At 53.7% G+C, this 14577-nt stretch carries 10 protein-coding genes; 4 read left to right on the top strand and 6 right to left on the bottom strand.

Going from position 1 to position 14577, the window contains the following annotated elements; translation table 11 throughout:
- The first annotated feature begins 12 nt into the window (after nt 1–12).
- Both BLV67_RS00910 and BLV67_RS00905 read left to right on the top strand, forming a co-directional pair.
- The gene (locus BLV67_RS00910) at nt 13–768 is read left to right on the top strand and encodes a TIGR03747 family integrating conjugative element membrane protein (RefSeq protein ID WP_069785998.1); all 756 of its coding nucleotides are present in this window, start codon (nt 13–15) and stop codon (nt 766–768) included.
- A 9-nt stretch (nt 769–777) separates the two neighbouring features.
- Nucleotides 778–2238, top strand: coding sequence for a UvrD-helicase domain-containing protein (locus tag BLV67_RS00905; RefSeq protein WP_069785997.1), 1461 nt, complete (start codon nt 778–780; stop codon nt 2236–2238).
- A 119-nt stretch (nt 2239–2357) separates the two neighbouring features.
- On the opposite strand, the gene BLV67_RS00900 is transcribed toward BLV67_RS00905, so the two are convergent.
- Both BLV67_RS00900 and BLV67_RS00890 read right to left on the bottom strand, forming a co-directional pair.
- Nucleotides 2358–2648 (bottom strand): hypothetical protein, encoded by a 291-nt coding sequence (locus BLV67_RS00900; protein ID WP_069785996.1) that lies wholly within the window; start codon nt 2646–2648, stop codon nt 2358–2360.
- Between the two features lie 1688 nt (nt 2649–4336).
- Nucleotides 4337–6127 (bottom strand): sensor domain-containing phosphodiesterase, encoded by a 1791-nt coding sequence (locus BLV67_RS00890; RefSeq protein WP_069786170.1) that lies wholly within the window; start codon nt 6125–6127, stop codon nt 4337–4339.
- 261 nt (nt 6128–6388) lie between these two features.
- Here BLV67_RS00890 and BLV67_RS00885 point away from each other — a divergent pair, with 261 nt between their 5' ends.
- Entirely contained in the window at nt 6389–8302 is a 1914-nt protein-coding gene (locus tag BLV67_RS00885; protein ID WP_069785995.1) for an ATP-binding protein, read from the top strand.
- A 686-nt stretch (nt 8303–8988) separates the two neighbouring features.
- Here BLV67_RS00885 and BLV67_RS00880 read toward each other — a convergent pair.
- Together BLV67_RS00880 and BLV67_RS00875 are read right to left on the bottom strand one after the other, a co-directional pair.
- On the bottom strand, nt 8989–10419 hold the full coding sequence (locus BLV67_RS00880) for an IS1182 family transposase (protein WP_069785994.1): 1431 nt from the start codon (nt 10417–10419) through the stop codon (nt 8989–8991).
- A gap of 126 nt (nt 10420–10545) precedes the next feature.
- On the bottom strand, nt 10546–11442 hold the full coding sequence (locus tag BLV67_RS00875; RefSeq protein ID WP_069785993.1) for a LysR family transcriptional regulator: 897 nt from the start codon (nt 11440–11442) through the stop codon (nt 10546–10548).
- A 104-nt stretch (nt 11443–11546) separates the two neighbouring features.
- On the opposite strand from BLV67_RS00875, the gene BLV67_RS00870 reads away from it, so the two are divergent.
- The gene (locus tag BLV67_RS00870) at nt 11547–12323 is read left to right on the top strand and encodes a class I SAM-dependent methyltransferase (protein ID WP_069785992.1); all 777 of its coding nucleotides are present in this window, start codon (nt 11547–11549) and stop codon (nt 12321–12323) included.
- Between the two features lie 222 nt (nt 12324–12545).
- Here the strand turns inward: BLV67_RS00870 and BLV67_RS00865 are convergent, their stop codons facing one another.
- Together BLV67_RS00865 and BLV67_RS00860 are read right to left on the bottom strand one after the other, a co-directional pair.
- Entirely contained in the window at nt 12546–13265 is a 720-nt protein-coding gene (locus BLV67_RS00865; RefSeq protein WP_069785991.1) for an SDR family NAD(P)-dependent oxidoreductase, read from the bottom strand.
- A gap of 192 nt (nt 13266–13457) precedes the next feature.
- Entirely contained in the window at nt 13458–14513 is a 1056-nt protein-coding gene (locus tag BLV67_RS00860; RefSeq protein ID WP_069785990.1) for a DUF1176 domain-containing protein, read from the bottom strand.
- Nucleotides 14514–14577: the final 64 nt, after the last annotated feature.

The raw sequence follows: 14577 nt of genomic DNA, 5'->3' as shown, positions 1-14577 counted from the left end.
GAGAAAATAGCCATGGCCGATATCGCGGAAAAAGCCCAGCAACAACAGAAAGGTCAAAAAAACTTCCTGGGCATGCTGTTCTCTACCCCTTTTCATTTCTTGGGGGTGATGTTCGGCTCCCTGCTCGGCGCCATCGTCGTTGAATGGCTTTGCATGTACACGTTCTGGCCGGATGCCGGCTGGAATCACGCTCAGCAGATGTTCCAACACGAACTGGGCTGGCTGTCCCAGGATCTGCTGCACAGCGTTGTCATCAAAGAACCGGGGCGTACGGCAACCTGGCTGGCACAAACGGTCTATGACTGGCTGATGGTGAAAACCGGCATGCAGGACAACATAAATTCACTGACACAGTACGCTCGCTCAACATCACCACAACAAACGGGAACCTTGAACCTTCGCTACGAACTCGGTCGGGCGATGATCAAATTCCAGGACTATGGCTTAGCCGCGTTATACACAGTCCTGACCTTCTGTGTGCGAATGGTCATTCTGACGTTGACGATTCCACTGTTCGCCCTGGCGGCGTTCACTGGCTTGGTCGATGGCCTGGTGCAACGTGATCTACGAAAATTCGGCTCCGGCCGCGAGTCAAGTTACCTGTATCACAAAGCCCGGGGGACGATCATTCCGCTGACCATCGTGCCCTGGACGGTCTACCTGGCCATCCCCATCAGCATCAGCCCCCTTTTGATTCTGTTGCCCTGCGCCGTGCTGTTGGGTGTGTCCGTTTACATCACCGTCTCAAGCTTCAAAAAATACCTTTAGGAGCTGCCCATGCAGTGGACTCAAGAACAGCAGCCCATCATCCATTCCACGGCTGACAAGCTGCTGGTTCAGGCTTTTGCCGGTACCGGCAAAACCACCACACTGGTGGGCTACGCCACACAACACGCCTCGGTAAAAATGCTATACCTCTGCTACAACAAATCCGTCGAGCTCGCTGCCAGGGGCCGCTTTCCACGCAGAAACGTGGTGTGTAAGACGGCGCATGGCCTCGCATATGCAGTCTATGGCAGTCAGTACGCCACCAAGCAGACCAATAACTTGCGCCTGACGGATATCGCAAGGGCCATCAACACCCAGGACTGGGAGCTCGTGCGGGATGTCCTCAGTACGCTTAACAACTTCATGGCCAGCGCCGATGACGAGTTGGGCCGTCTGCATTTTCCCAGGTTCCAGGGGCAACGAATGCTCACAAGTGCCCAGGAACGTTTCCTAAACAATGCTTTAAACGTGGCTAAAACCATCTGGAACCGGATGATCGATCTGCATGACACAGGAATGTCGATCACCCATGACGCGTACTTGAAGCTGTATCAGCTAAGCAAGCCCGACCTGAGCGAACGATTTAACGCCATCCTGCTCGATGAAGGTCAAGACGTGAACCCAGTTATTGCCGACATAGTAAAAATACAACGGGTCCGCAAGGTGGCAGTCGGTGATCCCCACCAGCAGATCTATCGCTTCCGCGGCGCAGAAGATGCGCTCAACAGCGACTGGATGGCCGACGCCGAACGTCATTACCTGACCCAAAGCTTTCGCTTCGGCCCTGCCGTCGCGCATGTGGCCAACATCATTCTTTTCTACAAGGGTGAGACAAGAAAGCTGCAGGGGTTAGGTTGCAATACCCTGGTTAAACGGGCTCTGCCTGAAGATCTACCGCATCGCACGTTTATCCATCGTACTGTCACCGGCGTCATCGAGAACGCTCTGCAGCTAGTCGCAAGCAACCCCAAGATTTTCTGGGTCGGCGGTATCGACAGCTACTCGCTACGCGACCTGGAAGATCTATACCTATTCAGCCGCAACCGTAACCAGGAGGTGCAGAACCGCAGGCTGCTGCGAGATTACCGGGAATTTTCACAGTACGTGGAAATTGCCGAGGTAAGCCAGGATACGGAGATGTTGCGATCGATCAAGATTATTACAGCCTATCCGGACCTGCCCCAGCGGATCCATACCTTACGTTCCCGCTCGGTAGATAACGAGCTAGACGCCACAGTGACACTCACGACTGGGCACAAGGCCAAGGGGCTGGAGTGGGACTTTGTCAGCCTGTATGACGACTTTAGCGCTGATCCGCTTTCACCCGATATCGAGCAAGGTCGTAAAGATGACGAGTTGAATTTGCTGTACGTGGCGGTGACGCGAGGGATGAAGATCCTAGCGTTGAACTCAATGGTGCTTTCTATTATGCAGCGCTATGTCGATGCTCGGCCAAAAGCAGACTTATGACAGAGCAGCTCGGTTAGCCAGTGTCCACTTATTCTCCTGGCGGCTGACCAGCGTAGCGCGTACTACGCCGCCCTCCACCAGGGCGCGCAGTGCTTCTTCTTGAATTCCATTGTTCATGATTAACCGTGCCTCCTGACTCGATCGGTAAAGTCGCTGACCTGCGTGGGCGTCAGGCAATTCAACTTACCGAAGGTCGCTAGGTGCTGGATCATTGCTTCCTGACTGCCGGGCTCGCGGGCGGCCATGCGCCGGCAGGTCTTGTCCAAGATCAACGCGGCCAACTCCGGGTTTTCGACCCTCGTGGCGTCGAAGGCCTGTGCGATGGCGATGGCCAGTTCGCCCAGGTCTGGGTCCTCCCGCTGAAGCGCCTTTAGCGCATTCATCTGCCGCGCGGTGATGGGTAGCGACACGTCTCGATTCCTTTGCAAGCACGCTCACGCCAAGCGCAGCGGTAATGGTAGACCAGCCTGCCGGAGCCTGGTTTCCACCGGGCGCAAAAAAGCCCGCCGGATCTGGCCTTGATGTGGGGGCCTTTTGAACATAAGCGGCGTTATTAGAAACGCAAAATGAAACGAGTTTTGCTCGAAGGTAGTTTTAAGCCGTGGAAAAAAGAATATTCTCGTTTGGCAACTCGACATTCCAGCGTTTCGATCGATATAAAGAATCGCTATCCCTTGTAAGCAATCTCGTACAAGGAAGAGCCTTTCCAAGCCTAAATCAACCTGGCGCGTGTAAGAGATTGGCTATACCCGACGCTAACAATTGGTCAATTAATATACAGATTCGAATTAATTTTTTTGGATGAAGCTTCAAGGCCGAATACATTAGCCATAATCGGTATTCGTATATAATTTTATCCACAGCTTTATGCACAGAATAAAAAGTTATCCCCGACAAAAAAAGATGAAGAAATGTCTTGCTGTTGGCGCGCGCCGTCATTACAGTGGCACAAGAACGCAAAAAGACGCGATTAGTCAAATTAATGACAAGCGTCACAAAAGATTGGCTTTGGCCTAAAAGAAAAGTCCTGCGAAAGCAGGACTCAATCGGCCGTAAAGGGGGAACGTTGTCGAGACTCCCCCCCAATACGGCTACCCAAGTGCATGACCTGAGGAGCGAGATTCTAAGCGTACGCACCTAGTTGTACAAGCTATGGCTAATTGCGACTGCTTTTCCTCGGGAATTGCGCATTAAACGCCTAAGGAGAATCCTCATGGCTAATGGCAAAACTCCCGGTTCGAACACCGGTAAGAATGGCGGTATTTTTCAAGAACAAGGGCCACGCGGCGGTAAGCGTGACAACTTCACTACTGTTCCTGACAATACGCGCCTTCCTCCAACCAGCCGTCCTGACTCTACATGGGTACCAACCCATAGGACTCCAGATAGCAACCGCTGACGTTAGATAAAGAAACCCACCTGAGAAAGGTGGGTTTTTTTTGCCCTAAATTCAGCCCCCCCGTGCCCACCTCGCGCCACATACTTATGCACCAAAGTAGCGCACCAGTCCCATGGTGGTCCCATGGGGCTATTTTTTGGACGCAAAAAACCACAAACCCCCGACTTTCTCTAGGAAAATCAGGGGATTGCGTTTTCAGAATGTGGCGGTGAAGGAGAGATTCGAACTCTCGCACATTACCACTGGCCGATTGCTGCCCCTGGCGAGAGGCATAAAACGGCCGATTCTGTTGAAAAAGTCGGTTCGCCCAAATGGCCTGAATATTGGCCGGTGAAAACGCCTTTTTTACACGCTGCTACGTGAAATCTGAGCCTGAAAGCCTCAGCCCAAAGTAAAAATCTCAATCTCAGGCGCGTACTTTTCTGCCGTGGCAACCATGACCGAATTTTTCAACAGAATCGGCCAATAGCTGCCTGTCGGGACCGGCTGGAAACGACCCGAAGCGGCTGTTCACGAGTGAGTTCTGTCGTCCAAAAACGGAAACCAAGAATGTCTACGAAAACCAGGGTGATTCAAATTGCCTTGAGCAGCTGCGAGTTACTCGGAACCTAAGAGCTTTCTAACCTCGGCGATAATTTTGATTTAGGGATGCGTTTCCAGCTTCGATACTGAGATTCATTTAGGCGCAGAGCGGATACCTCAGCGATGCTGACCGGATAACCAGATACCCTCGTCAAGCCAGGCGAGAAGGGCGACCGGGGATAATGGTTTGGAGAAGTAATAACCTTGGCCCTGCGCACAGCCCCAACCTCGCATCAGGTGGTAGTGCAGCTCCGTTTCAATCCCTTCCGCCACGACGGAAAGACTAAGATTCCGCACCAAGCTGATCAGGCCTCGGATGATGTGCCATTCGTTGTTACCCGGCTGAAGATCAGCCAGCAGTGAACGATCGAGCTTGACGCTGGTTGCCGGAATCTGGCGCAGGTAGGCCCAGTTACTGTAACCACTGCCAAAGTCATCAATCCCAATGGCAACGCCGAGGTCGCGAAAGCGTTGCAGCTGATCCCTCACGGCCTGGAAGTCGGTTACCAAGACACTCTCGGTGAATTCGAGCTCAATGAGTCTTGGTTCTACCTCGAAGGCTTGCAGGGCCTCGACCAACTGACTGAACAGATTCCCGTCAGTCAGATCCAGTGCCGAGACGTTCAAGGAGACTGTCATTTCCAAGCCCTGAGCTCGCCATTCTGATATCTGCTCGCAAACGCGCCGCACTACCCAGCCGGTGATGTGGCGAATGGAAGCTGTGGTTTCGGCCAGCGGGATGAATTCAGCAGGGCGAATCTCACCTAGCGTCGGATGCGACCACCGCAGCAGTGCCTCAACAGCAACGCACCGGTTGCTGGCAAGATCTACACGAGGTTGGTAGACCAGCCTGAACTGATCAGCGGTGGCAAGTGCCGGTTCAATGTCATTGAGCAGTGCGGTGCTGCGACGCAGGCCCGAATCGATCGCGGGATCGTAATCGAGCCAACGCTGCTCGCTTCGGCGCGCAGCATCAGTGATGCTGGACATCAGGCGCACGATATCCGTGGGCGGGCCGGATTCGCGGTTAAGCTGCAGTACGCAAATCCCTACATCGGAGAAAACGGGGATATCCGCACAGTACAGAGGCCTTTCGAACGCAAGCACTATGCTGTCGACTAGGTTGGACAGTGACAGTGTCCGGTGACTTAGTAAGGCGACGAAGCCCATGGTGCCAGAACGGTACAAACGCGTCTCTCCTGGCAGCAAGTTCAAGACCAGCTCTTTGACCGCCAGCATGAAGTTGGTAAAAAACTCGCTGCCTAGCGACTTCGCCAAACTGTCCATCCCCGATGCGGAGAGCGGCTCTATAAGGATGGCGACCCGGTCCTCCTGATCAGGTGCCCGCAGAATGTCTGCCTCAAATCGCTGCCGGTTGGGTAAGCCAGTCATCGGATCGATGTAATGCGAGCGATGCATGGATTCCAAACGCGCCACCACTACCTGGGCCGCGTTGCGCAGAAAGGTTTGCCCTTGCTCGTCCATCGGCGCGTGCGCTGTATTGTCAATCACGCAGAGCCTGCCCAAGTTGCGCCCTGATGTGACCGTCAGCGGAGCACCTGCGTAATAGCGGATGAATGGAGCGCCTATTACCAACGGGTTGCTCAAGAAACGCGGGTCAGTGACAGGGTCGCATATTTCCAACACGCCCCCTTCGTCGAGACTGTGGACGCATAAGGACATTTCGCGTGACGTTCGTTCGATTTCCATGCCCACACGGGCTTTGAAAACCTGGTAGTCGCGCTCAATGATGCTGACCAGCGAAGTAGGCACCTTAAAATAGCTGGCGACCATCGCCACGATGTTGTTGAGCACAGGGTCTGAGCCGCTTTCAACGTCAGAGGTCAAACGGTCTACGTCGACCAGCCGAGCGCGTTCCTCTTCGGACGATAAGTTGCACGTGGTCATGTCGGCTACTATGAGTGATAAGTCGGTTGAAAACACCAAGAGCAGGCGTTGATTCGATTCCTTGAGCTTACCACGGAGCCAAATTCCCGCAATTATGGTTAGTCATTACACTGTTAGTCACAAACTATAGGCCCTGGTTGTGAGCCGCTTAATGCTGAAGGAGCGGTTGCCGATAATTATCTGCGGTGGCGAACTGTAGTCGTACCGGCTACCGACAATTCGCTCCTCAGTTCTCCGACCGAGCCCCCGAAGGAGCAACATTTGATCAGTATTCTCTCTCGCTGTCTCGAGTTGGTACGCCGATTAGCGCGAAATCAGCCAAGCCCTCCGGTTAGCTACGCGGGTACCGTCATGGTGATTGCGCTTTGTGCCGCCGTGCGCGCTCAGCTTCCATTCACAGCACTACCGTACCTGTTTTTCATACCGGGGCTGATGTTCATCGGTTTCTTCTTCGGCGTTGGATCGTCGGTCCTGGGCTGCGTGCTGGCAGTGCTCACCGCACAATATTTCTTCATTGGTGAGATTGGATTCAATGATGGTTTTGCCGCCTGGGCCAGTAGCGCGAGTTTCACCCTCGTGACTTTTGGAATGGCTTTTGTTTGCGCTTTGTTCCGAAGAACCTTGAGCGCCCTCTACGATGTCAACGATCGCCTGGAGCATGAGGTCGAGCGTCGTACATTGGAGCGAGATGGTATCTGGAACGTATCCCCTGATCTGATCTGTACGCTGTCCGAGGGCGGGGACGTCGTGGCGATGAATCCGGCCTGGCATTCCGAAACTGGGTTTACAGATCAGGAACTCAAGGGCGGTGCATTTTTCAGCTTCATCTCCCCCTCACAGCTGTCGGATACTCTACGCACCTTGGGCACAGAGGCTATCGCAGAGCTCGATACCCTGGGCTTTCGGGCGAATGGCAAACCGCTCCACCTGAACTGGCGAATAACACGTCGACAGGGGCTGTATTTTGCGGTCGCGCGGGACATTACTCTATACAAGGAACGACAAGAAGCGCTCGAACAAGTGAGCTCGCAGTTGCAGCAGAGCCAGAAGATGGAAGCAGTGGGCCAGCTAACAGGTGGACTGGCCCATGACTTCAATAACCTGCTGACCGTGATCACTGGCAGCTTGGACATGCTCGACCGACGTATCGCCCAGGGCAAGCAAGAGGATCTACCACTGTACTTAGGGCTCGCACGAAATGCTTCTGCCCGAGCAGCGTCTCTGACCCACCGGCTGCTGGCCTATGCTCGACGTCAACCACTTGCGACCTCAGTGGTCGACCTGGCGTTGTTAGCTCAAGAAATGAGGGAGCTCATCAGCAGGAGCCTCACGCCGCGGATCGAACTGGAGCTAGTGGCGCCAGAAGAAACTTTGCTGTGCTTATGTGACGGCCACCAATTGGAAAATGCCATACTGAACCTTTGCATAAATGCACGCGACGCTATGCCTCATGGAGGTCGGCTGCAGATCGAAATTAGCCAAACCCGCGTTGATACCGTGGATGGCGTTACAGCGCTGAATGCAGGGCAATACGCACTTTTCCGGATATCTGACAACGGGGTGGGTATGCCACAAAGCGTGCTTGAGCGCGCTTTCGACCCATTTTTCACCACCAAACCCCTAGGCTCTGGAACCGGCCTAGGCCTCTCGATGGTCTATGGCTTTGCCCAGCAATCATCAGGTGAAGCCTGGATCGAGTCAGTAATGGGGGTAGGGACTACGGTGAGCCTTCTCCTGCCATTGCATCATAGTCAGGCCGCTACTGTTGACGTCAGCGTACCTAGTAGTATTGAACACGATTTCCAGGCAGATAACGCCAGAATAATCGTGGTCGATGACGAGGTCGTTATTCGTGACCTTATTAGTGAAGCGCTGGAAGAAGTCGGCTATCAAGTGACCAAGGCTGGAACCGCTGCACAAGCACTTCGGGAGCTGGAAGCACAAGCAGAGGCAGCGTTACTGATCACGGATATCGGTCTGCCGGGCAGTATGAGTGGCGATGAATTAGCGATGGTGGCGCTCGACAAACGTCCGACGCTCAAAGTCCTTTTCATTTCCGGCTTCGTAGAAAACGCTGTCCCGGCGATCGCACTAAAGAGCGACCAGATCGAACTCCTGCTGAAGCCCTTTGCCCTAAAAGAGCTGAAAGCAGTTGTGAATCGCCTAATCTCTTAACGATGAGCAGGCTCGATGGCTCAGGCACACGCCGTGCAATTGGCCACCTTCGTGCCTGACCGCCCTCGAAGTCAATGACGGCATCTTTTACAGTTTGCGAACTACCGTCAGCCAATCCCATTGCTTACATTGCGTTCAACCGAGCACTATTCCTTGATCGAGTAGCTCACAGCAGCTTCGACGTAGGCTCACGACAAACTTGCAGATAAATCCTGTGGGCGCCTGGTGGCGATCAGGAGCGCTGGGGTGGTGTGTTTCATTTGCGGAGTAAGCGGAGGACGGGCTTCTTGCTTGCAGAGCGAAGGCTGCAGGTTGGCACGCGACCGCTTTTGGCCGAGGCTGTGTAAAAACGTTTTCGAGCACGTCAGGTACTCACCACGGGACTGGAAATCGCGCATCTGCGCGAAATCCACATCTGCTGACGTGCCGATAAATTTCAGATTTAACGTAGGCGCGCGCACTTCAATTTTGGCGAAGTGTTTTTACACACTCTGGGCCGATTTCTGCCGCTGGTGACGGGCAGCATTCGGCCCAGAGTGTGTAAAAACGCTCAAGGCCTCGTCGTCTTGGATCATTGACGTTCGTGGCTGAACGAGCGCATGGCAAATACTGCGTATTGCATCAGCCGCGACCTGGAACACGTCAACTCTGTTTATAGCCTCTGGGATGGGCCAAAATCAGCTTTTTTATGCCGATAGCGCCTTCATCAAACCGTGAGCACCGATGAGTTTCATGACTCGTTTCATGTTGTAGGCGAGCACATTTAAACTCATCTCCGCGCCCACCCCGGCCAGCTTTCGCGTCAGGAAGTGCGTCGCACCCATCCATTGTTTGAGCGTCCCGAAGGGATGCTCAACCGTCCGCTTTCGGACTCGCATCATCTCCGGCGCTTTGCTCAGCCGAAGCTGCATCTCCTCCAATACGGCTTCATGCTCCCAGCGTCGAACCCGTCGTTCCGTGCTCGGAGTGCATTGCGACTTCAACGCGCAGCCCTGGCATTTCGAACTCCAGTAACGGTGCAACGTCAGGCCTTTTTCAACGTTGGTATAGCGCCAGATCAGCGCCTCTCCAGCCGGGCAAATGTATTCGTTTTTTGCCGCGTCATAGAGGAAGGCATCGTTATTGAAACGCCCGTCTGCCTTGGCTCCAGAGGTCATCGGCTTGGGCACATAGGCGGTGATGCCGGCAGCGTGACAAGCCAGGATTTGTTCGCTTTTGAAGTAACCTCGATCAGCCACTACCGACAACGTTTCTGACGCCATAGCCTCGCGGGCCTGCTTGGCCATTGAGCTGAGTTGATCGCGGTCGGAACCGACGTTGGTCACCTCATGTGCAACGATCAAATGGTGCTGAGTATCGACCGCTGTCTGCACGTTGTAGCCGACGATTCCCGTGCCACGCGTCTTCATGGAGCGGGCGTCTGGATCGGTCAGTGAGACCTGTTTATCCGGCGATTCATTGAGCTGGATTTCGATCGCTTGAAGCTCCTTCATTTGAGTTTTGAGCTTGGCGATTTTCTCTTCCAGCCGCACGGCGCTAGGCTCGGAAGCTGTGGGTTCTTGCCGATCGGCAGCATCGAGTGCAGCCAGGTAACGCTTGATGCTCGATTCAATTTCTTCCATTCGCCGCTTCAATTTGGCGCTGGTGAAATTGCGGTCGCGGTTGTTGACTGCTTTGAATTTACTGCCATCGATGGCGACCAGATTTTCTCCGAACAGTCCCAACTGCTGACACAGCACAACGAACTGGCGACAGACGCCTTGAATGGCCTTGCTGTTGTCTTTTCGGAAGTTGGCGATGGTCTTGAAATCCGGCATCAAACGCCCGGTCAGCCACATCAGCTCGACGTTGCGTTGGGCTTCTCGCTCCAAACGTCGGCTCGACTGGATGCGGTTGAGATAACCGTAGATATAGATCTTCAGCAGGATCGCGGGGTGGTAAGCCGGCCGGCCTGTGTCAGCAGGAATAGCACCCTCAAAACCCAGACTGACCAGGTCGAGTTCGTCGACAAAGACGTCGACTACCCGCACCGGATTGGTATCGCTGACGTAGTCGTCGAGGCTCTCGGGAAGTAAGGTGCCTTGGCCTCGATGTTCACCTTGGATAAAGCGCTTCATGGGCGATCCCTGCGATGAAATCCTCAGAAATCATAGCAAGAGTTCGCGAAGGCGTTTTTACACACTCTGGGCCAGAAGCAGTCGTTCAATTCTCTACAAAATCAGGGGCGGTTCATTAAAGCCAGATTACTGGTCGCCATCCTCGTGAGCCATCTGAACAAACCGATATAGCGGTGAGTCCTCTGGCGCATGTCGATATACCAGTGTGAGAGGAACCGTGTAGCTGGATTGAGTATCAAGATCTCGATATTTCACACTTTCTCGATGCAACGATCTCAAGGTTTCAGGCACGATAGTGATCCCCTTGCCCGCTGCAACCAGCGTGACTGCGGAAAGCAATCTTGGTACATCGGCTACGATGTGCGGCGTGAACCCGGCCTCTAAAAAGGCAGCAAAAAGCACGTCCTGGATGCCTGGTCCACTAGCCCGCCGATAAAGAACAATGCCTTCTGCTCTCAAAGCTGACAAACCAATGGGACCGGATTCCTGCGCCAGATGATGTCCGATCGGCAACGCGACAACCATGGGCTCTTGACACAGTACAACCGATTTCAGCATGGGATATCGCAGAGTTGTTGATCTTACAAACACAGCATCCAGCGACTCCTCCAACATCGCGTCAAGTAAATCCCGCGTTGTATCTTCGTGAGTATCAAGCGCGACCGTTGGATATCTCGTGTTAAATGCCCGTATCAGCTGAGGAACTTTTGGGTGCAAGGATGCAGAGCTCGTATATCCAACGGCGATCCGTCCATACTCGCCGCGAGCAGCCTGCTGTGCCCGCGTGACCGCCCGATCTACGTTGGTCAGCAGCTCTCGAGCTTCCTTTAAGAACACATGGCCCGCTGCATTGAGACGAATGCTGCGAGGGGTGCGGTCGAACAGTTGCACCTCCATTTCGCGCTCCAAATCCCGAATTTGTGAGCTGAGTGGCGGCTGCTGAATATTGAGGCGCTGCGCTGCACGAGTCATATGTTCTTCTTCGGCGACCACAACGAAGTAGCGCAAATGACGAAGCTCCATGACGATAATACCTTTTATATATGCTTATGATATTTTTGATATATTTTACATTACATATGAGCGTCCATACCATCTTGTAGTCGCAATAATTTGCAGGGTCTGTTATGAGTATCGACTTCCACTCCAGTAACAACAGGTATACCTACGCCGCCCGAGACGCCGACAGCGGATGGGCAACGGCTATTAATTCCATGCTCGCCCCATCAGGTAAACGCGTGGCGGATATCGGATGCGGAGGCGGGATCTACTCCATCGCCTGGAGCAAGCTGGGAGCTAGCGAGGTTACTGGCGTCGATTTTTCCGCCGAGATGGTCGCCGCCGCTCGGGAAAAATCAGCAGGGCAGCCTGGAGTTTCCTTCCAAGTGGGCGCCGCTGAGAACACACACTTGGCGAATGAAAGCATGGATATTGTTTTCGAGCGTGCACTTATTCACCACCTCAAAGACTACGACGCTTGTTTTTCCGAAGCTTTTCGCGTGCTTGCCCCTGGCGGGAAGTTGCTCATTCAGGACCGCACGCCTGATGACGCGCACGTTGCTGGGTCGCCTGTGCACATTCGCGGGTATTTTTTTGAATGCTTTCCTCGACTACAGGAAATTGAAGCCAGCCGAAGGCCTACTGATGATCGAGTTGTAAGCGCCTTATTGAAGGTCGGGTTTGAAAATCCACAGGCTACCCAGCTCTGGGAAATCAGAAAGACCTACGAGAATTTTGAAGACTTGGAATCTGACCTGCGCAATCGTACCGGCCGATCTATCTTGCACGAACTTGATGATGAAGAATTGACCCACTTGATCTCATTCATTGGTGCCCGTGTCGATACTGATAAGCCGATCAAGGAAATGGACCGTTGGACATTATGGCTTGCTGAGAAACCTTAGGCTTGCTTACGATTTAAATTAGTGAGTGGCCGCTCTGGGTCGAAGGCTGCTGCCCGCGGGTTACTGTTTGGACGCATCGAGGTCATTGATGACGTCCAAACTTATCCAAACACCGTTCTGCCAATAGTTTGTTTAAAGTTTGGCGTGACAGTGTAAGCTTCAATAGAAACGTAAGCCGAGCTTAGTTTTTTGGCATCATATGGCTAAGGGACTGGCCGATCATCAGAAGCGCTCATTGAATATCGCGGGCAAGGTGAGCTCCTTGACGAAGCTTGCTGAAGATAGGCTCAAGGTCATGCGAACTACCTGTACGACGTCATGTACAGGAATCAAGTAGCCTTCACCACGTTGCTCGGCAAGCCCCCTCGGAGTGCTCATTGGGTCTTCGGTATTTAGATCGCCTAAGTTCAAACAGGTCACGCCCAGGCGTTGCTGTCTGTAACCTTCGCGCAATGCATCGGCGATACCCCGCAACGCAAACTTCGAGGCTCCAAAAGTGACTTCTGATCTACCACTTTGCGGCAAGCCAGAAGTTGAACCAGTCAATATGATTCTTGGGTTAGCGCTTCTGAGCAGAACTGGGAGCAGCCGTTTTATCAGCATAATGGTCGAAGTGATATTGCAACTGACAATAGCTTCCACTTGGTCGTCGTTGTCTGCCAGGAAGTTGTATGCGGGATTAAAGGCAAACTCTTCCCATATTCCTAAGTTGTAGATCAGCGTATCAAGCCCGTCATCCACCACGGCCTGCTCGATTATTTGAGCAGCCTTTACGGGTTCACCAAGGTCTGCTTCTACCCAACGCATAACGACACCGGCGTTATGTGTAAGGTTTGTGGGGCGGGTGCGAGAGACACCTATCAAGGTGTCCCCATGCTCGCCCAATCCGTCAATTAGAGCTCTGCCCAACCCCTTGCTCGCCCCGACTACCAAAGTTCTCATTATTGCCTCCTTGACCTACGCGGCCACCGCATGGCGTGTATGTAAGCACACGATTAATCGCCTAGAAACAAAGGTCCCCCTAGTCTTCAGCGCGCTCGTTCGCTTCCTTGATGATGCCCGGTGTATCTCGCAGCCGGAAGGTAGCGGTGCCTTCGCCGGCAAACCGGCTTCTTTAACGGTTATTCGACAGTATCAGTTTCGGCTTGCCTGGGTACGCCACAACACAGGCCAATACACCTGATCCAGCCCCATGCATGGGATCATTTCAGCCGCATGCGTCAGCGTGAAACCGTTTCCATCGTAACGCCAGCGCAGCGCAGTGCCACAATTGCCCATACTCATCGCCCTTACCTGACTGCTAAGTTCACCCGTGGCCGGATCAAACTCTACGAAGCCCTGGGGCTCTCTTTCCGGCAGGTTTGGCACTTCGGCGATCAGCGCTGCACGCGCCTGCTCTGGGTGGTCCAGGGGCGATTGGTAAATAGTGTAGAAACAGTTGTAGGCCCCACAGCCGGTTTCGATGATCACTAGCGCTTGATCTGAACCCAAGGCGTACGCTTTGGCTTTTGGCGCGACACCTTCATTCAGATCTTCTTGCCATGCCTCGCGCGTGGCAACCAACACGGCATCCGTGATCTCTTTTGCTTTGTCCGGAGTCAGCGCGGCAGGTGCCTGCCAACTTGGCGCTATTGGAGCGACAGAGGCTTGCGGCACGCTGCCAGCGGGCGCCGGCCCCTTGGAGATCAGTGCGTCCTGCGTGCCGACCCGACCCTGAACCGAGTCCATCAGCAGCAGCGCCGCACTCATCCCGCTTAGCGATGCGTACGATTTACCCTCCTTGAACGGCAGTACCAGGTAGTTCCCGTTGCGCAATTCTGTGATCAGGGCTTGGGCTGACTTACCGTTCAGCGCAAACACCTCGGGTGTATCGCCTTCTTTCAGTTCGCCAGGCTCAAATTGAGACTTGAGTGGTTTGTCATCCAGTGTTGGCTGGCCGCGTGGTTTTGTGTAGCTGAACACCCCGACATGCAAGGCGCCCTGCGGGCCGGCTTCACGTGTGATTCGTACGCTGAACGTTGAAAAGCCAGTGTCGTCACGCTGCTGTACGGCACTTATGGCAGTGCATGTTCGTGTGTTATCGCAGCCGATAATCCAGTCTTTGATTTCGCGCGCCAACGGCACCTTCTCGGCAGCGTGGACGCAGCCAATGCCTGCAGCCATAAGGAATATGAAAGTGCTTCGTATCATCAGACAGACGCCTTTGAACAAGTAAAGCCTATTAGGACAGAATTATTTGCTCATACCTATTGCA

The organism is Pseudomonas salomonii (assembly GCF_900107155.1).
Classification (GTDB): Bacteria; Pseudomonadota; Gammaproteobacteria; order Pseudomonadales; family Pseudomonadaceae; genus Aquipseudomonas; species Aquipseudomonas salomonii.
The sequence above is the reverse complement of the archived record's forward strand: the minus strand, read 5'-3'. Positions and strand labels throughout refer to the sequence as shown.

Excerpts from the sequence above, each read along its gene's own strand:
- BLV67_RS00875 (WP_069785993.1), bottom strand. The coding sequence starts at position 11,442 with ATGGAGCTTCGTCATTTGCGCTACTTCGTTGTGGTCGCCGAAGAAGAA.
- BLV67_RS00865 (WP_069785991.1), bottom strand. The coding sequence starts at position 13,265 with ATGAGAACTTTGGTAGTCGGGGCGAGCAAGGGGTTGGGCAGAGCTCTA.
- BLV67_RS00860 (WP_069785990.1), bottom strand. The coding sequence starts at position 14,513 with ATGATACGAAGCACTTTCATATTCCTTATGGCTGCAGGCATTGGCTGC.
- BLV67_RS00880 (WP_069785994.1), bottom strand. The coding sequence starts at position 10,419 with ATGAAGCGCTTTATCCAAGGTGAACATCGAGGCCAAGGCACCTTACTT.
- BLV67_RS00905 (WP_069785997.1), top strand. The coding sequence starts at position 778 with ATGCAGTGGACTCAAGAACAGCAGCCCATCATCCATTCCACGGCTGAC.
- BLV67_RS00890 (WP_069786170.1), bottom strand. The coding sequence starts at position 6,127 with ATGACCACGTGCAACTTATCGTCCGAAGAGGAACGCGCTCGGCTGGTC.
- BLV67_RS00910 (WP_069785998.1), top strand. The coding sequence starts at position 13 with ATGGCCGATATCGCGGAAAAAGCCCAGCAACAACAGAAAGGTCAAAAA.
- BLV67_RS00870 (WP_069785992.1), top strand. The coding sequence starts at position 11,547 with ATGAGTATCGACTTCCACTCCAGTAACAACAGGTATACCTACGCCGCC.